This is a genomic window from Thioclava indica (assembly GCF_000714545.1).
Classification (GTDB): Bacteria; Pseudomonadota; Alphaproteobacteria; order Rhodobacterales; family Rhodobacteraceae; genus Thioclava; species Thioclava indica.
On record NZ_AUNB01000095.1, the window covers coordinates 103,441 to 122,848 of the forward strand.

A 19,408-nucleotide genomic window follows, 5' to 3' on the forward strand; every position below is an offset into this window, starting at 1 on the left:
GCTGACATGGCAGATCGCACCATTCTCGTCGTGGGCACATATGACACCAAGGATGCCGAACTGAACTACATCCGCGAAGTGATCAAGGCGCAGGGTGGGCGTGTCCTGAGCATGGATGTCTCGGTGCTGGGTGACCCCTCCGCCCCCACCGACATCTCGAAACATCAGGTTGCGCAAGAAGGTGGCAGTTCGATCGCGCAGGCGATTGCGAGCGGCGATGAGAACCACGCAATGCAGATCATGGCGCAAGGCGGTGCGGCGCTGGTGTCTCGGCTTTACGCGCAAGGGCGCTTTGACGCGATGATCGTGCTGGGGGGCACGATGGGCACTGATCTTGCGCTGGATCTTTGCGCAGCCCTGCCCCTTGGCGTGCCGAAATATGTTGTTTCAACGGTGGCGTTTTCGCCACTTTTGCCGCCCGAACGGATTGCTGCGGATGTGCAGATGATCTTGTGGGCGGGCGGGCTGTATGGCCTCAATTCGATCTGCAAAGCCTCGCTTAGCCAAGCGGCGGGGGCGGTTTTGGGGGCTGCGCGCGCGGTCGAATTGCCCGACCGCAGAAAGCCCCTGATCGGTATGACCTCGTTCGGGAAGTCGTTTCTGAAATATATGGTGACGCTCAAACCCGAACTGGAAAAGCGCGGCTTTGAGGTCGCGGTGTTTCACGCCACCGGCATGGGCGGGCGCGCCTTTGAAAGCCTTGCCGCACAGGGGGCCTTTGCCTGTGTTTTCGATTTTGCCACGCAAGAGGTTGGCAATCATCTTGGCGGCTCGGCCATCAGTGCCGGGGCTGATCGGTTGACCAATGCCGGGCGCACCGGCACGCCGCAAATCATCGCGCCGGGCTGTCACGACCTTGTCGATATTGTCGGCTGGCATCCGCGCCCCGAAAAATGGAAGGATCACCCGAGCCACGCCCATAACCGGCTTTTGGCCTCGATCGTGCTAGACCACGCGGAACGCCGCGCGGTCGCTGCTGCGCATGGAGAGAAACTCGGGCAGGCGACGGGGCCGACGGCCCTGATCTTGCCATTGCGCGGGGTTCATGACCTTGATCGCGCAGGCAATGATTTACACGATCCTGAGGGGCTGCTCGCCTTCTATGACGCCTTGAAATCGGCCTGCCCCGACGCGCTGGAACTGCACGAAGTGGACGCCCATATTAATGACTTGGCCTTTGCCGAGAAGGCGCTTGAGATCTTTGACACATGGCGCGCGGAAGGTTTAATTGGAGCCGTAGAGAGTGGGGCGCTAACCTGACAGCATCGCGCTATGCCACTGTGATAACAGCCATTTATCCAAGGCGCAGATTATCGGCATTGACGCAGGGATCGTGCCACCGCTGATATTGATGCGGTCCGAACTTTTCAGGATGTTGTAGCATGCCGCATAAGTTCAACGCTGATCTGGCGATTGAGCTGGGCCTGATTTTCACGCAGCCGCTGCGTCAAACTGAGGGCTTGATGCGGGCGCTTGCCAAGCTGCTAGGGGTTGAGAGCGCACCGCCTGAAATTCCAGAGCCAGAGCCATTCCCGTAAAGAAGAAGTTAGTGTGATACCCCCCTGACCACAGTCGGCACCCCTGCGGCAACGCTTTCGTGAGGTCTTTTTGCAATTCGCAACCATCGGTTGCATCTTTGCGTTTTGCACACTCTAATGGGGAGACACGCAGAGCTGTCGACCAAGCGATATCACTTCTTCGATTGTGCCCGCGGGCGCGTATGGGAACGAGAAAACGCATTTTAGCAGGAGTATCCTTATGGTTATGCGCACCACAACGCTGGACGATCTTTACGCTTTCAACGGGTCACTGCTGACGGTTGGCCAAACCTACGCCCTATCTGCGTTCACCAGTGAGCCCGATACCACTCTCACACTCGATGATGTTGACAATGACCACGTAATTGACGCGAACGAGGCTACGGAATTCGGCGGTCAAACGGTCGATGCGGTCTATAGCGGCAGTTCCACGATCGGCGTGTCGCTTTTGGGGATACAGGTCAATTTGTCTTCGCCCGCTGCAGTGAACGTCTATGAGGTCGATAACGTTTCGCATGTCGAATATATCGACACCACTCAGGCTGAACTTCTTGATGGTCTGGCATCGCAAATTCTCGACACGCCGGTGCTGTCCACCACACTCAAACTCCTTGGAATCAACAACGCAAACCAGCTTGTCAGATATCTGGAAACCAACGCGGCCGTGACGTTTGACCTCCAGTCGGGGGCCGATTTTCCGGTCTGTTTTGCCCAAGGTACGCGGATCATTACGCGTAAGGGTGCGATTCGGATCGAAAGTTTGCGCGTTGGCGACAAGGTGCTGACCCGGGATAACGGCTACAAGGTAATCCGATGGATCGGACAAAGTTCGGTCGCAGCCTATGGAAAATTCGCACCAATTCTGTTTCGCCCCGGCGCTTTGGGAAACCAGACCGAGCTGTTACTTTCAGCCGAGCACCGGGTGCTGTTGACGGGATCGGAATGCGAACTGCTCACCGGTGAGACCGAGACGTTGATCGCGGCAAAGCATCTTGTGAACAACACCTTGATCGAGCGACGTGTCGGCGGTCTGATCACCTACTATCACATCCTCTTCGATCAGCATGAAGTCGTGTTTGCCAATGGTGTTGCCTGCGAGAGTTTTTATCCCAACACCATGGCGCTGCAGGCATTGGACAAGCCAAGCTGCGACGAGGTCATCGCGTTATTCCCCGAGCTGCACCCCATGCACCACGAGGCGCCGGTCGCTGCCCGCAAGATATTGCGCAAGCACGAGGCGAAACTGCTTGCCCGCAAGTTTTTGCGCTCATCTTAAGGTCATGATATCCAGAGGTGGCCCGACAAACTGAACAGTTGAGTTGGCTGTTCAGTCCCGGCATTTCGTGGATCGGATTATAAATGCGCCTGTCTGGCTCAGATGGGTTGTGTCGGCGCTGTCACATTATCTACTTCCGATTGCCCGGTTCGCGACTTGAAGGCAGCCGGTACTGATGCAGAAACCGGCCAGTCTTGCAAGGCGCGGAAGGTAACGTGACAACACACCCGGCACAGTTACCGCCATTCCTGATGGGTCACTTTCACTCAACGCACCACAAATACCGAACAGTTCGAGTGGCGCACCACCCGCGCTGCGTTGGGGCCAAGCAGATAATCGCTCAGATCGGGGCGATGCGCGCCAAGCACGATGATATCCGCCCCGTCCTTTGAGGCGACCGAGAGAATCTCGTGATACGCAGTGCCGACGCCCACGACGTGACGCACCTTGGCGTTCATTTCCTCGCCCAAAACGTCGCCGACATAGACTCGCAGCAGCTCTTGGGCTTGCGCGCGCGCCTTTTTGGTATGGTCGCCTGAGAAGAAGCCGCCAACGACCGACATTCCGTAATCGGGAATGACGGTAATCACATCAAGCTGCGCCTCTTCCACCTCGGCCAGACGCGCCGCCCATTTCAGAACCTTGCGCTCCGGTTCGGGGCGGTTCACGTCGATTGCGCACAGTATCGTATCGGTCATGCCAGTTCTCCTTTAGCCAGAGGGGCGTCATCATCTTCCTTGCGGCGATATTGCAAGAAGGCGATGAGGGCGAGCAACAGGAAGGCGGGGATGAACATCACCTCTTTGGGCGTCTGCTCATTGGGAAGTTTCACCGCCGAAAGCGTGACCGGCGTGTTACCGTAGAAATCAAAGCCGCTGAGTTTCTTTTGCAACTCCGAGCCAAACATCGGCTCATCCGCCACAGCCTTGCCGTCCTGATCGGTAACGGACAGCCCAAGCGCATCAAGGCGCGCCTGACCGTCTGCCCCGTCTGGCACCTTGACCAGCACCGTCAGATCCTTGGGCTTCTCGGTGTCATAATCCGGCCCCGAAAAGATCAGTCGCAACTCTTTGCCCACAGGGGCCTTGTCAAGCTGCGTCGCGATCTGCGCGGGCGGAACCTCGTGATAAGGAGGCTCGAGCTTGTCCATGAAGAAGCCGGGACGGAACAAGGTGAAAGCGATCAGCAGCAGCGCCACCGTCTCCCAGATCCGCGAGCGGGTGAGGAAGAAACCCATCGTTGCCGCCGTGAACACGAGAATACCGATTGTCGCGACGATAAAGACCACAATCGCCTTATACCACGTCACATCAATCAACAGCAGGTCGGTATTGAAGATAAACACGAAGGGCAGCGCGACGGTGCGCAAGCTATAGAAGAAGGCGACAAAGCCGGTCTTGATCGCATCGCCCCCCGAGATCGCGGCGGCGGCAAAGCTCGCCAGTCCGACAGGTGGCGTTACATCCGCCATGATCCCGAAATAGAACACGAACAGATGGACCGCGATGAGCGGCACCACGAGGCCCGATTGCGCGCCCAGATGCACAACCACCCCGACCATCAGCGAACTGACGACGATATAGTTGGCCGTCGTCGGCAGCCCCATCCCAAGAATGAGCGACAGGATCGCCACCAAAACCAGCATCAGGATCAGGTTGCCCCCCGAAAGGAACTCGACGAAATCGGCCATCACCTGACCAATCCCGGTCAGGGACACCGTTCCCACGATAATGCCCGCCGTTGCGGTGGCCAGACCGATCCCGATCATGTTGCGCGCGCCGTCAATCATGCCCCCGATCAGGTCAAAAAGCCCCTCACGCAGCAAGGGCACCGTTTCGCTTTGGCCCCTGAACATCGCCTTGAGCGGCTTTTGTGTCAGCAGGATCGCGAACAGCAGGAACGACGCCCAGAAAGCCGACAGCCCCGGTGATTTACGCTCGATCATCAGGAAATAGACCAGCACCACAATCGGCAGCAGATAGTAAAGACCGGCTTTGTAGATCTTGGCCACTTCGGGAAGTTTGACGATCTCGGATGCGGGATCGTCGGGTGCCAGATCAGGCACCTTGGCTGCGACCCAAACAAGCGCCACATAGGTTGCAAGCACCAGCAGCGCGAGCACCCAAGCCGCCCCTTCCGGCACCAGCGCGGAAATCAGGCGCACCGGATATTGCGTGACATAGCACAGCGCCGCAAAGCCTGCGAAAAACATGAACATGCCAAAGGCCGTGCGCCAGACCGAGACCACGCGATCCCCGATGGTCGGCATCTTGTTTTTCACCGCCTCAAGATGGACGATATAAAACAGCGCGATATACGAAATGACCGCCGGAATGAAGGCGTGCTTGATCACCTCGATATACGAGATCCCGACATATTCCACCATCAGGAAGGCCGCAGCCCCCATCACCGGCGGCATAATCTGCCCGTTCACCGAAGAGGCGACCTCAACCGAGCCGGCCTTTTCGGCGCTGAAACCCACGCGTTTCATCAGCGGAATGGTAAACGTGCCGGTGGTGACCACATTGGCAATCGAGCTGCCCGAGATCAGACCCGTCGCAGCCGAGCCGACAACCGCGGCCTTGGCCGGACCGCCGCGCAAATGCCCCAGTGCGCCAAAGGCCATCTGGATGAAATAATTGCCCGCGCCCGCCTTTTCCAGCAACGCGCCAAATAGCACAAAGAGAAAGACGAATTTCGTGGACACGCCCAACGCGATGCCGAACACGCCCTCGGACGTGATCCACATATGGCTCATCGCCTTGCGCAAACTTGCACCGGCCCAGCGGATCTGTTCGGGGAAGATCTCGGAGGAGCCGAAGAAAACATAGGCGAGAAAGACGATCGCAAGCGCCACCATCACCGGACCGAGCGTGCGGTAAGCGGCGACGAACAACAGAAAGATACCGACGAGGGCCGCGTAAGTGTCCTGCGTATCGGCGAGACCGCCGTTATCTACGATCTTCTGGTAGAAGAAATAACCATACATCGCCGCCAAAGCGCCGCCGATGGCAAGCACCCAATCATACCAAGGCACATACTCTTTGGGGGCGGATTTGAACAACGGATAGGCCATCGCCGACAGGAAGATGGCATAGGCCAGATGGATCTGGCGGGCGTTGTTGATCATGTCGCCCGGCAACACATAAGGGCCGATGGGTGACGCCAGCAGGACCTGAAAGATCGACCAACTCAGCGCGACAACGGCGACCATGACGCCGACCCAACCACGCGGGTTGCGCGCTCCGCTATCAGAGCTTTGCACCAGTTCCTGTAACTCTTGTTCGTTCAAGGCGCGATTTTCCGCCATCGGTCCCCCCTCCAGCCTAAGCTGGCCACCCGCGTATGCGCGGCTTGTTTATCTTGTAAACGTCTAAAAAGGGCGGGCACGTCACACGCACCCGCCCAAGTTATGCGCGGCTTATTTAATCCAGCCGCGTTCTTTGTAGTACTTCAGCGCACCGGGATGGATCGGCGCGGACAGACCGGCAGAAATCATCTCTTCGGGCTTGAGATGCGCAAAGGCCGGGTGGAGTTTCTTGAACTCGTCGAAGTTATTGAACACCGAAGCGGTCAGTGCATAAACGGCATCGTCAGACACGTCTGCCGAGGTCACAAGCGTCGCGCGCACACCAAAGGTTTGCGTATCATCGGGGTTGCCGCGATACATGCCGCCCGGGATCGTCGCCGTCGCGTAATAGGGGTTGTCTGCGACCAGCTTATCCACGGCGGGACCGGTCACATTCACCAGCACCGCATCACACGAGGTCGTGGCTTCCTGGATCGAACCCGAGGGGTGACCCACGGTGTAAACCATCGCGTCGATCTGGTTGTCACACAGGGCTTTGGACTGCTCGGAGGCTTTCAACTCGGTCGCAAGCGCGAAGTCGGACTTTTTCCAACCCATCGCATCCATCAGCACTTCCATCGTGCCGCGCTGGCCCGAACCGGGGTTGCCGATGTTGACGCGCTTGCCTTTGAGATCGGCAAAGTTCTTGATGCCGCTATCAGCGCGCGCCACTACGGTAAAGGGCTCGGGGTGGATCGAGAACACCGCACGCAGTTTCTCGAACGGGCCTTTGTCGGCGAATTTCGAGTCGCCTTTATAGGCGTGATACTGCCAATCGGACTGAGCGACGCCGAAATCCAGCTCGCCATCACGGATCGTGTTGAGGTTGTAAACCGAGCCACCCGTGGATTCGACCGAGCAGCGAATGTGATATTCTTTGCGGTTCTTGTTCATCAGACGACAGATTGCGCCGCCGGTAGGGTAGTAAACCCCGGTCACGCCACCGGTGCCGATGGTGATGAACTGGTCCTTGTCCTGCGCCTGCGCGGCGGGGGCGAACAGTGCCCCTGCGACGGCGGCAACAAGGCCGAGTTTAAGGAAATTCTTCATATTTTACTCCCGTTGATCGTTTTCAGTCTTGGGTTACGGTCACACCGGATGGTTCAGCGCACATAGACTTCTTCCAAAAGCCTGTTGCGCCGCTCCACCTCGGCGACACGTTCGGTTGCGCGGGGCCCCGCGCGGCGTGCCACCATGGCCAGAATAGCTTCCAGCAGGAACATGATGGCGACATAGGATGTGTAAAAATGCGGGCTGTCGGTGGGCACGATGAAACTGTCATCGGCCGCATGCAGCCCCGGACAGGTCCGGCTATCGGTGATCAAAGTGACATAAGCCCCTTGTTCATGGGCCAGAATGGCCCCCCGGATAGACGAGCGCGCGAAGGGCGGATTGGTTATGACCAGAACGGCGTCACGCTCATCGAGCCCGGCCAGCGTGGACCCGAGCGAGGCCCCTGCCCGCGCCCCGATCTCCCAATTGTCACCCAGAAAATTCGCGATATACGCGGTATATTCGGCAATCCCGGTCGACCCGAGCGCGCCCAGCAAAATCACGCGGCGCGCGCCTGCCAGCCGCTCGGCCACCCGCTCTAACTGTTCCGGTTCGATCGCAGCGGAGAGAGCGGCGATATTGTCCTGACAGGCCATGCCATACCGCGTCAGAAAGCTCTCCTGCCGGGTCAGCGTATCTTTTTGCAACCGGTCCGCACGATCCGCGAACGGCAAGACCCGACGCCCGATCCGGTCGCGCATCGCTTCGCGCAGCGCCTCGAAGTTTTCATACTCCAACGCATGGGCAAGGCGGGTGAATGTCGCGGGCGCCAGTTTCGAATCGCTCGCCAATGCGCGCAGCGAGCGCGTGGCGATGCTGATCGGGTTGTCGGCAATATAATCGCCAGCCTGACGCAAACGCGCGCTCAGACTGCCGTATTGCGCGGCCAATCGCTGTTCGAAGCTGCCCGACAATGCCCCTCCCCAGGTTCCATCACCATTGTTCTCGTTACGGTGAGCGTTTCAGTTGTTTCATCTATTGTCAACTCATGATCCATATGTTTCACATCTGTATCAGCGAGTTTCACGCTTTCTTGTCCCGAAGGAGGGACCGACATGACCCATGTATTTCCGCGCCACACCAAAGCGACTTTGCCCATAGCCACAAGGGGCGACGGGGCCTACATCATTGATGCGCAGGGCAAGCGCTATCTGGACGGCTCGGGCGGCGCGGCGGTGTCGTGCCTTGGTCACTCTGACGCGGATGTGATCGGCGCGATCAAGGATCAGCTTGATCAGATCGCCTTCGCGCATACCGGTTTTTTCACCTCACAACCGGCGGAACGGCTGGCAGATCGCCTGATCGCTCACGCGCCCGGCACTCTGGATCGGGTCTATTTCCTGTCGGGCGGATCGGAGGCCGTGGAAACCGCGCTCAAGATGGCGCGGCAATATTTTGTTGAAAAGGGCGAGCCAAGCCGCAAGCATTTCATCGCGCGCCGCCAAAGCTATCATGGCAACACGCTGGGCGCGCTGGCGGCGGGTGGCAACGAATGGCGACGCGCAAAGTTCAACCCGCTTTTGATCGACGTCAGCCACATCGCCCCCGTGCATGAATACCGCTGGCGCGAAGAGGGCGAGAGCGCCGAGGCGTACGGCCTGCGCGCCGCCAACGAGCTTGAGAGCGAAATCCAGCGCCTTGGAGCCGAGAACGTGGTCGCTTTCATCGCCGAGCCGGTGGTGGGTGCGACGATGGGCGCGGTGCCCGCCGTTCCGGGCTATTTCAAGCGCATCCGCGAGATCTGCGATCAATACGGCATCCTGCTGATCCTTGACGAGGTGATGTGCGGGATGGGGCGCACCGGCACCTTGTTTGCTTGCGAGCAAGACGAAATCGCGCCCGACATCGTCACCATCGCCAAAGGGCTGGGGGCAGGCTATCAGCCGATTGGCGCGACGCTATGCACGGCTGAAATCTACGACGCATTTGTGCAGGGTTCGGGGTTTTTCCAGCACGGCCACACCTATATCGGCCACCCGACGGCCTGCACCGCCGCCGATGCGGTGCTGCGCAAGCTGACCGAGGGCGGGATGGTCGCGCGTTCGGCGACCCAAGGGGAAAAGCTGGATGCAGCCCTGCGCGCGGCGTTCGGTGAACATCCCAATATCGGTGACATTCGCGGGCGCGGCATGTTTCGCGGCCTCGAAATCGTCGCGGATCGCGCAACCAAAGCGCCGTTCGATCCCGCCCGCGCGGTGCACAAACAGATCAAGGCGGCGACGTTCGAAGCCGGGCTGATCTGCTATCCGATGGGAGGTACGATTGACGGGCAACGCGGCGATCACATCCTGCTCGCCCCGCCCTTCATTCTCAGCGACGATCAGATCGGCGAGTTGATCGACAAGCTGGGCCGCGCAATCACGAGCGTGTTGGGATGAGCCTGCCCCGCATCATGGTCGCGCCCAACGGCGCGCGCAAAACCCGTGCCGATCACCCCGCGCTGCCCGTCACACTCGATCAGATCACCGACACGGCGCTGGCCTGTCACGCGGCGGGCGCGGGCGCCTTGCACCTGCATCTGCGCGATGATGCGGGTGGGCATCTGCTTGATAGCGTGGCTTACCGCGAGGCGCTGGCCCATCTGCGCCCGCGTCTTGGCGACATGGCGATCCAGATCACGACCGAGGCGGCGGGGCTTTATCTGCCCGGACATCAACGCTATGTGGCGCTGAACTCGGGGGCCGATATGGTCTCGGTCTCAACGCGCGAGATGCTGCGCGACGACGCTGCGCTCGCCACCCGTTTTTACACGCAGGCGGATGCGCAAGGCATTGCCGTTCAGCACATTCTCTATAGCCGCGAAGATGGCGAGGCGCTGGCTCAGGTGCTCCCCGCGCGCTTGCTGCACAGTCCTGATCTGCAACTGATTTTCGTGCTCGGGCGCTATGTCGAGGGGCAGGTTTCAACGCCTGATATGCTGACGCCCTTCCTCGACTGGATGGCGCAGATCAAGATCGCACCGGATTGGGCGCTGTGTGCCTTTGGACAAGGCGAAACGGTGTGTCTGGAGGCCGCGCTGCGGGCGGGCGGCAAGGCAAGAGTCGGGTTTGAAAATTCCGTGCACATGGCCGATGGCAGCACCGCGCCCGACAACGCCGCGCGCGTCGCCCAGATCGCAGCGCTTGAAATCGGCACGGCATCGTCAAGCGATCGGCACGCCTGACCGGGAAAGCCGGGACGCCGGATATCAAGTCGCTGACGTGGCACTCGCGACGCGGGCGGAAGATATTCTGGACTTGATCGCGGGTAGAGAGACATGGTTGCGCCCGGCCAATGATGTGCGCAAAAATGCCCTCCCTCACGCACAAAGCGGCGTTGCGAGGAACAATACCCCGCACAAAAAACTATGCGACAGCCCCCCTTAGCCCGCCTCTTTCACCGCGCTCAGGAATTGCTGGGTGCGTTCTTTTTGCGGGTTCGAGAACAGCTCTTCGGGCGAATTTTGCTCTTCGATCTTGCCATCAAAGAAGAAACACACACGATCCGAGATGTCCTTGGCAAAGCCCATCTGGTGCGTGACCATGAGCATCGTGAGATTATGCTTGTCCACCAGATTGCGGATCACGGTTGTGACCTCGCCGATCACTTCAGGGTCCAATGCGGAGGTCACCTCATCAAACAGCATCACCTTGGGGCGCATCGCCAGTGCGCGCGCAATCGCGACGCGCTGCTGCTGGCCACCCGACAAACGGGCCGGGTGCTGGTCGCGCTTGTCGGCCATGCCCACCAGTTCCAGAAGCTCTTCGGAGCGCGCGCGGGCCGCAGCTTTTTTCATGCCCAGAACCTGCACCGGACCCTCCATGCAGTTTTCCAGCGCGGTCATATGCGGAAACAGGTTGAAATGCTGGAAACACATCCCGATCTGAGCCCGCATCTGGCGCAGATAGCGTCGGTCCGCCCGCACCAGCTTGCCGCATTTTTCCATATGGGTCAGTGGCTTGCCATCGACATAGATGACGCCCTCATTGATCGTCTCAAGCGTCATCAACATGCGCAGCACGGTGGTTTTGCCCGAACCGGATGGCCCGATAATCGTTATCATTTCGCCGGCGGCGACATCCAGATCCAGATTGTCGAGCACCGTCAGCGCGCCGTAGCGCTTGCTCACGCGCGAGAACCGCACCATCGGGATATCGTCGCCCGTCAGCTCTAGCGGGTATTGCGAAAAATCTTCATCCATCATTTCAATCCGAGTTTGCGCCGCACATAGCCTTCGAATATGCGGATGAGCGCTGCGGTGGGCAGCGAGATGGCAAGGAAGATGATCCCCACCAGCGTATAAGGTTCCAGATAGCGGTAGCTTGAAGAACCGATCGCGTTAGCGGTGTGCATCAGTTCAGCCACCCCGATCACCGACAGCATCGGCGTATCCTTGAAAATCCCCACAAGATAGTTGCCCATCCCCGCCAGCGCTGACGGAATGGCTTGGGGAATGATGATGCGCCAATAGGTCTTGGCGGGGGATAGATTCAGCGCGGTGCAGGCCTCCCATTGCCCCTTGGGCACAGCTTGCAGCCCGCCGCGATACACTTCCGACAGATAGGCCGAATAATGCAGGCCGATTGCGATCATTCCCGCCGTCCACGGCCCAAGCCGCAGGCCAAATTGCGGCCCCACATAATAGACAAAGAAGATCTGCAAGATGAGTGGCGTGGAGCGGATGAATTCGACAAATTCCCGGATCACAAAAGTCACCGCGCGCGACGGGGTGCGTTGCGCCAGCGCCAGGATCAGGCCCAGAACCACCGCAATCGCGTAGCCCAGACCCGCTGCCAGCAAGGTATTGAGCGCCGCATGCAACAGCTTGGGCAGGATTTCCCATGTGAAGGCCCAGTTCCAGTTAAACGGCATCTCAGGCCCTCCCGAGCTTGCGGCGCATGACCCGTTCAAGCCAGCGCATGAACGGCGTCACGACGAACCGTGCGAGCACATAATAAATGATCAGAGCCGTGCCAAAAGTCTGGGCCGACAGAAAGGTCGAACCATTGATCTGCTTGGCTTCAAACATCAGATCCGAGACCGAAATCAGCGCGACAAGGGCTGTGTTTTTCAGCAGCTCGATCAACAGGTTGCCCCATGGCGGCAGCATATTGACAAAGGCTTGGGGCAAGATGATGCGCCACATACGTTTGAACGGACTCAGCGACAGCGCGTAGGCGGCTTCCCATTGGCCTTTGGGGACCGATTGAATGCCCCCGCGCACCAGTTCGGCGCCGTAGGCGCCCAAATTCATCCCCACCGCCACAAAGCCTGCGGTGAATTTCTCGAAGGTAAGGCCAAACAGCGGCAGCACGAAAAAGATCCAATAAAGCTGGACCAGCAGTGAGGTGCCGCGAAAAAACTCGATGTAGACCACGGCCACGCCCCGGATCAGCCGGTTACGCGACAGTTTCATCAGCCCTGCCAGCAACGCGATACAGATCGCCAGCAGTGTCGCGAGAAAGAACTGCTCTGCCGTTACAAGCGTGCCATCCAGGAAACGGTGGCCATATTCTTTCAGAAAGTCGATATAGCTCATTCCCGGCGTGCCATTTCATAGATGTCTGAGGGGGCGTGAAGCGGGACGCGCCGCCTATGCAGCGCGCCCCGAACGAGAGCAGGCGAGTTATTTCATTTCGCAGGCTTGAGCCGCGGTCTTGTCGCCGGGCAGGTTGGCTTTGGTATAGCCGTATTGCTCAACCGCCTTCATCATCTCGGGCGAGCCAAGATATTTCTTCTGGGCGGCGTTGAACTTCTTCACGAAATCCGAGTCGTTCTTACGAAACCCGATACCGACCCAGCTTTGGGTCCATTCCGGCAGTTGCGTCACATCCGACACTTCCAGCGCGCCATTTGATTGCTTGGCCAGGTTCTGCGCGGTGAAATAGGTCACCCCGCCCGCATCGGCGCGACCTGCGCGCACGGCGGCGAGAATCTCGGTCGGGCCGGGCACGGTCATCACGTGATCATCCGAAATGCCGCCTTTTTTCGCGGATTCCACCTGATTATAGCCGGCCCCCGTGACGAACATTGCGCCCGCCTTAGCGATCTGGCTATAGTTGTTCAGGTTTTTCGGGTTGCCTTTGGGCACGACAAACGCATCACCCACTTTCGCCATCGGCTCCGAGAAATCGACGTTCTGGCAGCGCGAGTTCAGAATATACAGCCCGCCCGTCACCATATCGAAGCGCCCGGCGTTGAGGCCCGGAATCAACCCGCCCCAATCGGTCACAACCGGCGTTACATTGTCATAGCCCATCTCGTGTAGCACGCCCAGAACATAGGCGTTCACAAAGCCCAGCGGCTTGTTGTTCTCGCCCGGATAGGCCCACGGCACCTCATTGGCAAAGCCGATGCGCACCGGCTCTCCTTTGTTGATGCGGTCCATCAACGGGCCTGCGATCACAGTCGTAGCACTGACCGCCAGCGCAATCCCCGCCGAGGCTACAGTTTTGAAAAGCGATTTCATGTGTCTCTCCCTTTTATAATGATTGACGAGGCGCGGTGCCTCGCTATTGATGTGTACAACATTAAGGGAATACCCCGAGTGTCAAGTCGATCACCGCGATTTGCCAAGGAATTTATCGGATACGAACACCGCTCGACTAGAAAATTGCACCTGTTGTGCACAAGATGAAACACCGCGCCCGATTTGCCCCGGCCAACGTCAAGCCGCGGGCGGGCGCACCAACCGGAGGGGTTCCGTTGGAAACAGATCCGCTCATCACCGAGCCCAAACGGGCGCGTGAACGCTTTGAGGCGACCCACGCCGAAATTCGCGCGCGCATCGTCCTGCTTGATTACCGGCCCGGAACGAAACTGTCAGAAGCGCTTCTGGCAGAAGAATTTGCGATGTCGCGCACGCCGATGCGGCGGGTGCTGGCGCGGCTGGAGGATGAGGGGCTGCTCAGCTCAAAGCACGGGGTCGGGACCTTTGTCACCAATGTCGAACCCGAGGAGCTGGGGCAGGTTTACCGGCTGCGCAAAGAGCTGGTGCTGTTGCAAACATCGTTGGATGTGGTGCCCCCCACGCCCGCGCTGGTTGCCCAGATGCAAGAGATCGTGGCGCGCGCGAAGACGTTGCGCATCACCCCCTGCGCACGCGACTTTTCGCTGCTCGATCAAGAGATGTTCTTGCTGCTACTGGACCTGACCCGCAACGAGCCGCTGCGCATCATGTCCAAACGCCTGTATTTTCGCACCACCCGAATCTGGCTGCAACAGGTTGCGGGCTCGGAAACGGCGCTGCTTGAAGAAATTGATGTTTTCGCGCGCGAAGCCGCAGAGATCCTGAATGCGCTAGAGATCGGCGATCTGGACGCGGTGGGCCATATCCGGCGCGGGCATATCTCGCTGAGTTTCGCGCGCATGAGCGCAGAACGAGGCTCTGACCCGCCGGCGAATGGGTACATCCGCTGAAAAAGGGATAGAAACAGCATAGCGCTGCCCCCCGCATCAAGAATCGGCCTTAAGCCGAGTCGTGAAAGCAGCCCTGCTTGGCTGATGAGCAGCAAGAGAGGGGGTTTTTCCCGAACGCTTATGCAAAACGATGCTTGCGGGACGCGCGCGGGTCTATTGCGGGCTGCGTCATAAAAAAATTTTATTTTTCAATGCCTTATATGACATATGCCGCTCGTATAACGGACAACCACAATATCTGGTGGCCCCCCCTGCCCCGCCAGCCCCTGAGAAAAGGTTTGCGCGAAGGCTCAAAACACGGCTATAGAAACGTTAAAAATGAGCATGGCGCAAAACAGCGTTTCTAACAGGGCCGGAGCCGCAATAGGTAACCGGTGACAGGTGAACTATGAGCGACAAGACGATCCGCATCAACGAGCGTATCCGTGAGAACGCGGAGAATATCGCTGCGGCGCTTGAAAATCACATGATGACGGCCTTCGCACCGGATGCGCGCAAGGAATTGCGGATGTTTTCGGCAGGCGAAGCTGCGGATTTGCTGGGGATTTCGGCCTCTTTCCTGCGCAAGCTGCATTTCGAAAACAAGATCGAGGATGTGCACACCAGCGCAGGCGGGCGGCGCTATTATCGTGCGACCGATCTTGCCGCGATCCGCCAGCGCCTTGATAGCGCGGCCAAAGTGCCCGGCACCTATCTGCGCGGCCGCCGCCCCGGCGACAAGGTGCAAGTCCTGTCTTTCCTGAATTTCAAGGGCGGGTCTGGCAAAACCACCAGCACAATTCACGCCGCCCAACGTCTCGCGCTGAAAGGCTACCGGATTCTGTGCGTCGATATCGACCCGCAAGCCTCGCTGACCACCCTGTTCGGGTATCGCCCCGAAGTGGATTTCCTTGAGACAGGCACAATCTACGACGCGATCTGCTACGAAGACCCCCTGCCCTTACGTCAGGTGATCCAGAAAACCTTTTTCGAAGGCATCGATCTGGCCCCCGCAGGGCTTATCTTGCAGGAGTTCGAACACGAAACGCCGCGCGCGCTGATGAACAATGTGCAGCCGCCTTTCTACAGCCGGATGGCGATGGCCTTGTCCGAGGTCGAAGCCGATTACGACCTGATCCTGTTCGATTGCCCGCCCCAGCTTGGCTATCTCACGATGGCGGCGCTATGTGCCTCGACGGGGCTGTTTATCACCGTCGTGCCGAACATGCTTGATGTCGCCTCGATGTCGCAATTCCTGCAAATGAGCGCGGATTTGCTCGACGTAGTGAGCAATGCGGGCGCCGAGATGGATTACGACTTTCTGAGATTCCTGATAAACCGGTTGGAGCCGAATGACGGCCCGCAACAACAGGTCGTGGCCTTTTTGCGCAACCTGTTCAACAAGGAAGTCATGACCAATGCGATGCTGAAATCGACCGCGATTTCGGATGCCGGCCTGACCCATCAGACGATCTACGAAGTCGAACGCAGCCAGTTCAACCGCAATACCTATGATCGCGCGGTGGATTCACTCAATGGAGTGAATGATGAAATTGAATCCCTGATCCAATCAGCATGGGGACGCTAACATGGCACGCAAAGGCATATTAAGCACGAATATCACGCCCAATTCCGCCGCACCGGGCCGTCAACGGCCCACGCCGCAGGGCGCGGTGGGCGCATTGCAAAGCAGCCTGACCAAGCTGCAGGAAAATGCGGTGCAGGACATTGATCCGGAGCTGATCGACAATGCGGGGCTTGAGGACCGGCTGGGTCTGGATGCTGCGGAACAGGCGCGTCTGACAGAAAGCCTTCAGACCTATGGCCAACAGGTGCCGGTTCTGCTGCGCCCGCATCCCGAAGCCAAGGGCCGCTACGAGATCGTCTATGGCCGCCGCCGTCTTGCCGCCCTGCGCGCGTTGGGGCTGCCGGTCAAGGCGATGGTGCGCCAGCTTGACGATCATGCGCTTGTCATGGCGCAGGGGCAGGAAAATAACAGCCGCTCCGATCTGAGCTTTATCGAGAAAGCCAGCTTTGCGGCGCAGTTGCAAACGTCAGGCTATGACCGCCAGACGATCGCGGCGGCGCTTGCGATTGATCTGCCCATGGTGAGCCGGATGCTCAAGGTCGGTTGCGCCTTCGAGCTGGATTTCCTGCGCCAGATCGGGCGCGCGCCTTCCATCGGGCGCGAACGCTGGATGATGCTGGTGGACCTGTTCCAAGACCCTGCCGCGCGCAGCCGCGCCCATACCTACATGAAACGGCCCGAATTTGCGCAGATGACCACGGATGCCCGGTTCGAGGCGGTTCTTCAAGCCGCGCAGGACAAACATCGTGTCGCCCCCCCTGCCCCGAAATCCGCGCCCCGCAAGGCCACTGTCACCGCCCCTTCGGGCACGACCTTGGCGCAGGTGAAGGCAACCGACAGATCCGTCAGCCTGAGTGTCGGCCTGAAAGGGTTCGATACCTGGATCGAAGAGAACGCAGATGAGCTGCTCAACGAATGGTTTGCCCGCTGGCAATCCGAGCAGTCCGACAGCCCCCAATAACCCGAGCAGTAACAACAAGGAGGCACAGTACAGGACCAGAAAAAAGAAAAGCCCCCCAAGCTAGTGGAAGGCCCTTCTCGTCGTTTGCACCTACGAGATACCCCGCTTCCACGAATCAGTCAACTCCGTCTGCTTGGACAGGGGATGATTTTTTGCGGCCTGCGTGACATTTCATGACAGTTCAATCCACCCGATTCCTCGGGCGGCCGGTTGCGGCTGCGCCCGACGGGGATGTTGTGTCCCATGACAAATGGGCACTCGTCGCCGATCTGACAACGGCAGCAGACGATTTCGGCCTGTCGCATCGCACGATTACGGTGTTGCGCACGATGCTCACCTTTGTACCCGATCGCCACCTGCCCCCCCTCCCCGGCCGCTCGATCGTGTTTGCCTCGAACGCGACACTGGGCGAGCGACTTGGCGGCATGCCCGAAAGCACGTTGCGCCGCCATCTTGCGGCATTGGTCGAGGCCCATATCATCACCCGCGTCGACAGCCCCAACCGCAAACGCTATGCCAAGCGGCTTGGGCAAGGCATTGCCTGCGCCTACGGGTTTGATCTTGCGCCGCTGGCCATCATGGCGCGCGATATCTCGGCGCGCGCCCGTGCCTGTGAACGCCGCGCCGAAGAACACGCCGCCCTGCGCAGTGCCGTTCTTGTGGCGCGCCAGGCCCTGTGTGAACAGCTGGCAAGCGAGGGGATCGACCCCGATGGCGTGCATGAGCTGTCTCCCCTCCTCGCGCGCACCCGTCTGATGTTGCGGCGCAAGAACAACACCGAAGCCTTGCGCGCCCTTCTGATCGAGTTCGAAGCAGCCGTTTTGAGCGCCAGCGACACTGAAAATGAGCGCCACCAACATAGGGAAATAAATAAAAACTCTGATAGAGCCCCCGTTCAAAGCGACGTGCAAAATTCTGCGCAACGCTCTGTTCCAAGCGATACCCCAAGCTGTGAAAGCCTTACTGACAGCTTTACCGAGTATCATCGAATGTTCCCCCAAGGCGCCAGTGAATGGTCAGAGCTGGAGAAACAGGCACGACAGTTAGTTCCAATGATGGGCATTGATCTACAAGTCTATGAGGAAGCCAGCCGCATCATGGCCCCTTGTATTGCTCCAATTGCGGTCCTCTGCCTTCTGGAACGGTTTGATACATTGAAAAATCCAGGAGGCTTCTTGCGCCATTTAACCCAACGCGCCCGAGCTGGTGAACTGGATATGGCCCGATTGCTGGCGTCATCAGGGATTATTGTCAGCTGACAATCGCGGAACGCAGCAATGGCGCGAATGGCTTGGCCTGGCGCATGGCCATTGATCAAAACACAGGATTGGCATATATTGCCAAAGCAGGAGGCCCGAGAAATGGTTACACGAAACGTCGTTCTCACGGAAACGCAAGACCAGCTGGTGCAAGCTCTGGTCAGCTCCGGGCGCTATCAAAACGCGAGTGAGGCGATGCGCGCAGGGCTGCGATTGCTGGAACATGAAGAGGCTCAGCTTGCCGAAATCCGTCAAGGGCTGCTTGAAGGGTTGGCACAGGCCAAGACCGGTGATCTTGCCGAGGGCAGCGGCGCAGATGCGATCCGTGATGCATTCAGACAGGCCCGGACCGCGTCGTGACACGCAGTTTGCGGCTGACACGCCGCGCACAACAAAGCCTTGTCGCAATCGCGCACTGGACCATCGCGCGCTTTGGCCAGCGCCAGTCCGAGATCTACGAAGCCGAACTGATCGAGCGATGTGAGGCGATTGTGGCCGGGCAAGCCCATAGCCAAAGCTGTGCCATCCTGGTCGATGACGCAGAGGATCTTCGCTTTGCAAGGGTGGGTGAGCATTTTCTCGTTTTCCTCGACACCGCTGACGAAGTCATCATCATCGACATCCTGCATGCCCGCAGCGATCTGCCGCGCCATGTCGCCGCGTTAACGGCAATGAAGCGCGGCAGCTAATCCGCCGGCAATCGCCTTGATGAGGTGGAATTGTCAGCTGACAATTTTTATATCGTCACGAGGTCAGGGGCTCACAACCCCGCCGCCTTGGTCAGGTTCACGCGGAACCGGTCGCGGCGGCGTTGATAGCGGCGGGTCATTTCGGCGCTGGCATGACCAAGCTGCTTTTGCACATAGCGCTCATCGACCTCGGCGGAACTGGCAAGACCGGCGCGCAGGGAATGGCCCGAAAACAGCGCAAGCCGGTCTTTCTCGGGCAGGTCCGCGCGGATGCCCGCGTCCAGAACAGTTTGCTTGATCAGCCGCGCGACGTGTTTA

The 19,408-nt window shown here is 59.0% G+C and carries 19 protein-coding genes and 1 pseudogene; 11 read left to right on the forward strand and 9 right to left on the reverse strand.

The genetic code is table 11. The annotated features are described in order from the left end of the window. Window positions 1-6 precede the first annotated feature (6 nt). The 3 genes and pseudogenes from DT23_RS18135 (at window position 7) to DT23_RS18780 (ending at window position 2,814) form a co-directional block, all read left to right on the forward strand. Window positions 7-1,260 (forward strand): Tm-1-like ATP-binding domain-containing protein, encoded by a 1,254-nt coding sequence (locus DT23_RS18135; RefSeq protein WP_038133652.1) that lies wholly within the window; start codon window positions 7-9, stop codon window positions 1,258-1,260. 140 nt (window positions 1,261-1,400) lie between these two features. Continuing rightward, a pseudogene (locus tag DT23_RS20120) lies at window positions 1,401-1,511 on the forward strand (IS5 family transposase); the annotation flags it as partial. 247 nt (window positions 1,512-1,758) lie between these two features. Beyond that, window positions 1,759-2,814: a Hint domain-containing protein gene (locus DT23_RS18780; RefSeq protein WP_051697428.1), complete on the forward strand. Its 1,056-nt coding sequence runs from the start codon at window positions 1,759-1,761 to the stop codon at window positions 2,812-2,814. A 266-nt stretch (window positions 2,815-3,080) separates the two neighbouring features. Here DT23_RS18780 and DT23_RS18145 read toward each other — a convergent pair whose 3' ends face one another. The 4 genes from DT23_RS18145 to DT23_RS18160 form a co-directional block, all read right to left on the reverse strand. Beyond that, window positions 3,081-3,512 (reverse strand): universal stress protein, encoded by a 432-nt coding sequence (locus DT23_RS18145; RefSeq protein WP_038133654.1) that lies wholly within the window; start codon window positions 3,510-3,512, stop codon window positions 3,081-3,083. After that, window positions 3,509-6,124, reverse strand: coding sequence for a TRAP transporter permease (locus DT23_RS18150; RefSeq protein ID WP_038133655.1), 2,616 nt, complete (start codon window positions 6,122-6,124; stop codon window positions 3,509-3,511). The genes DT23_RS18145 and DT23_RS18150 overlap by 4 nt, the downstream gene beginning before the upstream one ends. A gap of 111 nt (window positions 6,125-6,235) precedes the next feature. Continuing rightward, on the reverse strand, window positions 6,236-7,213 hold the full coding sequence (locus tag DT23_RS18155; RefSeq protein ID WP_038133656.1) for a TAXI family TRAP transporter solute-binding subunit: 978 nt from the start codon (window positions 7,211-7,213) through the stop codon (window positions 6,236-6,238). Between the two features lie 53 nt (window positions 7,214-7,266). Next, window positions 7,267-8,130 (reverse strand): MurR/RpiR family transcriptional regulator, encoded by an 864-nt coding sequence (locus DT23_RS18160; RefSeq protein ID WP_240473660.1) that lies wholly within the window; start codon window positions 8,128-8,130, stop codon window positions 7,267-7,269. Window positions 8,131-8,271: 141 nt separating this feature from the next. Here DT23_RS18160 and DT23_RS18165 point away from each other — a divergent pair, with 141 nt between their 5' ends. Both DT23_RS18165 and DT23_RS18170 read left to right on the forward strand, forming a co-directional pair. Continuing rightward, entirely contained in the window at window positions 8,272-9,594 is a 1,323-nt protein-coding gene (locus tag DT23_RS18165) for an aspartate aminotransferase family protein (protein WP_038133658.1), read from the forward strand. After that, on the forward strand, window positions 9,591-10,379 hold the full coding sequence (locus DT23_RS18170) for a beta-keto acid cleavage family enzyme (RefSeq protein ID WP_038133660.1): 789 nt from the start codon (window positions 9,591-9,593) through the stop codon (window positions 10,377-10,379). The genes DT23_RS18165 and DT23_RS18170 overlap by 4 nt, the downstream gene beginning before the upstream one ends. Before the next feature lie 198 nt (window positions 10,380-10,577). Here DT23_RS18170 and ehuA read toward each other — a convergent pair whose 3' ends face one another. From ehuA to ehuB, 4 genes are all read right to left on the reverse strand, one after another. Further along, entirely contained in the window at window positions 10,578-11,396 is an 819-nt protein-coding gene (gene ehuA, locus DT23_RS18175) for an ectoine/hydroxyectoine ABC transporter ATP-binding protein EhuA (protein WP_420804695.1), read from the reverse strand. Beyond that, on the reverse strand, window positions 11,396-12,067 hold the full coding sequence (gene ehuD, locus DT23_RS18180) for an ectoine/hydroxyectoine ABC transporter permease subunit EhuD (protein WP_038133664.1): 672 nt from the start codon (window positions 12,065-12,067) through the stop codon (window positions 11,396-11,398). Before ehuD ends, ehuA begins: the two co-directional genes overlap by 1 nt. Before the next feature lies 1 nt (window position 12,068). Beyond that, on the reverse strand, window positions 12,069-12,734 hold the full coding sequence (gene ehuC / locus DT23_RS18185; protein ID WP_038133666.1) for an ectoine/hydroxyectoine ABC transporter permease subunit EhuC: 666 nt from the start codon (window positions 12,732-12,734) through the stop codon (window positions 12,069-12,071). An 87-nt stretch (window positions 12,735-12,821) separates the two neighbouring features. Further along, window positions 12,822-13,664, reverse strand: a complete 843-nt coding sequence (ehuB, locus tag DT23_RS18190) for an ectoine/hydroxyectoine ABC transporter substrate-binding protein EhuB (RefSeq protein ID WP_038133667.1) — start codon at window positions 13,662-13,664, stop codon at window positions 12,822-12,824. A 236-nt stretch (window positions 13,665-13,900) separates the two neighbouring features. Here ehuB and DT23_RS18195 point away from each other — a divergent pair, with 236 nt between their 5' ends. The 6 genes from DT23_RS18195 to DT23_RS18220 all read left to right on the forward strand — a co-directional run bounded on the left by DT23_RS18195 (window position 13,901) and on the right by DT23_RS18220 (window position 19,090). Next, the gene (locus tag DT23_RS18195) at window positions 13,901-14,614 is read left to right on the forward strand and encodes a GntR family transcriptional regulator (protein WP_051697429.1); all 714 of its coding nucleotides are present in this window, start codon (window positions 13,901-13,903) and stop codon (window positions 14,612-14,614) included. A gap of 388 nt (window positions 14,615-15,002) precedes the next feature. Beyond that, a complete protein-coding gene (repA, locus tag DT23_RS18200; protein ID WP_038133669.1) occupies window positions 15,003-16,181 on the forward strand; it encodes a plasmid partitioning protein RepA in 1,179 nt (392 codons plus the stop codon). A 1-nt stretch (window position 16,182) separates the two neighbouring features. Continuing rightward, a complete protein-coding gene (repB, locus tag DT23_RS18205) occupies window positions 16,183-17,142 on the forward strand; it encodes a plasmid partitioning protein RepB (RefSeq protein ID WP_038133671.1) in 960 nt (319 codons plus the stop codon). A 173-nt stretch (window positions 17,143-17,315) separates the two neighbouring features. After that, complete coding sequence (gene repC, locus DT23_RS18210; protein WP_038133672.1) at window positions 17,316-18,401, forward strand: plasmid replication protein RepC; 1,086 nt, start codon at window positions 17,316-17,318, stop codon at window positions 18,399-18,401. A 102-nt stretch (window positions 18,402-18,503) separates the two neighbouring features. Further along, window positions 18,504-18,761: a type II toxin-antitoxin system ParD family antitoxin gene (locus tag DT23_RS18215; protein ID WP_038133673.1), complete on the forward strand. Its 258-nt coding sequence runs from the start codon at window positions 18,504-18,506 to the stop codon at window positions 18,759-18,761. After that, the gene (locus DT23_RS18220; RefSeq protein WP_038133674.1) at window positions 18,758-19,090 is read left to right on the forward strand and encodes a type II toxin-antitoxin system RelE/ParE family toxin; all 333 of its coding nucleotides are present in this window, start codon (window positions 18,758-18,760) and stop codon (window positions 19,088-19,090) included. The genes DT23_RS18215 and DT23_RS18220 overlap by 4 nt, the downstream gene beginning before the upstream one ends. 71 nt (window positions 19,091-19,161) lie before the next feature. On the opposite strand, the gene DT23_RS18225 is transcribed toward DT23_RS18220, so the two are convergent. Further along, window positions 19,162-19,408 (reverse strand): tyrosine-type recombinase/integrase (locus tag DT23_RS18225; RefSeq protein ID WP_038133676.1); only part of this gene is annotated, 247 nt, incomplete at its 5' end.

Bases quoted from the DNA above. Each gene is read 5' to 3' on its own strand.
- ehuD (WP_038133664.1), bottom strand. From the start codon at position 12,067: ATGCCGTTTAACTGGAACTGGGCCTTCACATGGGAAATCCTGCCCAAG.
- DT23_RS18145 (WP_038133654.1), bottom strand. From the start codon at position 3,512: ATGACCGATACGATACTGTGCGCAATCGACGTGAACCGCCCCGAACCG.
- repA (WP_038133669.1), top strand. From the start codon at position 15,003: ATGAGCGACAAGACGATCCGCATCAACGAGCGTATCCGTGAGAACGCG.
- DT23_RS18215 (WP_038133673.1), top strand. From the start codon at position 18,504: ATGGTTACACGAAACGTCGTTCTCACGGAAACGCAAGACCAGCTGGTG.
- ehuA (WP_420804695.1), bottom strand. From the start codon at position 11,396: ATGGATGAAGATTTTTCGCAATACCCGCTAGAGCTGACGGGCGACGAT.
- DT23_RS18780 (WP_051697428.1), top strand. From the start codon at position 1,759: ATGGTTATGCGCACCACAACGCTGGACGATCTTTACGCTTTCAACGGG.
- repC (WP_038133672.1), top strand. From the start codon at position 17,316: ATGACAGTTCAATCCACCCGATTCCTCGGGCGGCCGGTTGCGGCTGCG.
- DT23_RS18170 (WP_038133660.1), top strand. From the start codon at position 9,591: ATGAGCCTGCCCCGCATCATGGTCGCGCCCAACGGCGCGCGCAAAACC.
- DT23_RS18150 (WP_038133655.1), bottom strand. From the start codon at position 6,124: ATGGCGGAAAATCGCGCCTTGAACGAACAAGAGTTACAGGAACTGGTG.
- DT23_RS18135 (WP_038133652.1), top strand. From the start codon at position 7: ATGGCAGATCGCACCATTCTCGTCGTGGGCACATATGACACCAAGGAT.
- repB (WP_038133671.1), top strand. From the start codon at position 16,183: ATGGCACGCAAAGGCATATTAAGCACGAATATCACGCCCAATTCCGCC.
- DT23_RS18155 (WP_038133656.1), bottom strand. From the start codon at position 7,213: ATGAAGAATTTCCTTAAACTCGGCCTTGTTGCCGCCGTCGCAGGGGCA.
- ehuB (WP_038133667.1), bottom strand. From the start codon at position 13,664: ATGAAATCGCTTTTCAAAACTGTAGCCTCGGCGGGGATTGCGCTGGCG.
- DT23_RS18165 (WP_038133658.1), top strand. From the start codon at position 8,272: ATGACCCATGTATTTCCGCGCCACACCAAAGCGACTTTGCCCATAGCC.
- ehuC (WP_038133666.1), bottom strand. From the start codon at position 12,734: ATGAGCTATATCGACTTTCTGAAAGAATATGGCCACCGTTTCCTGGAT.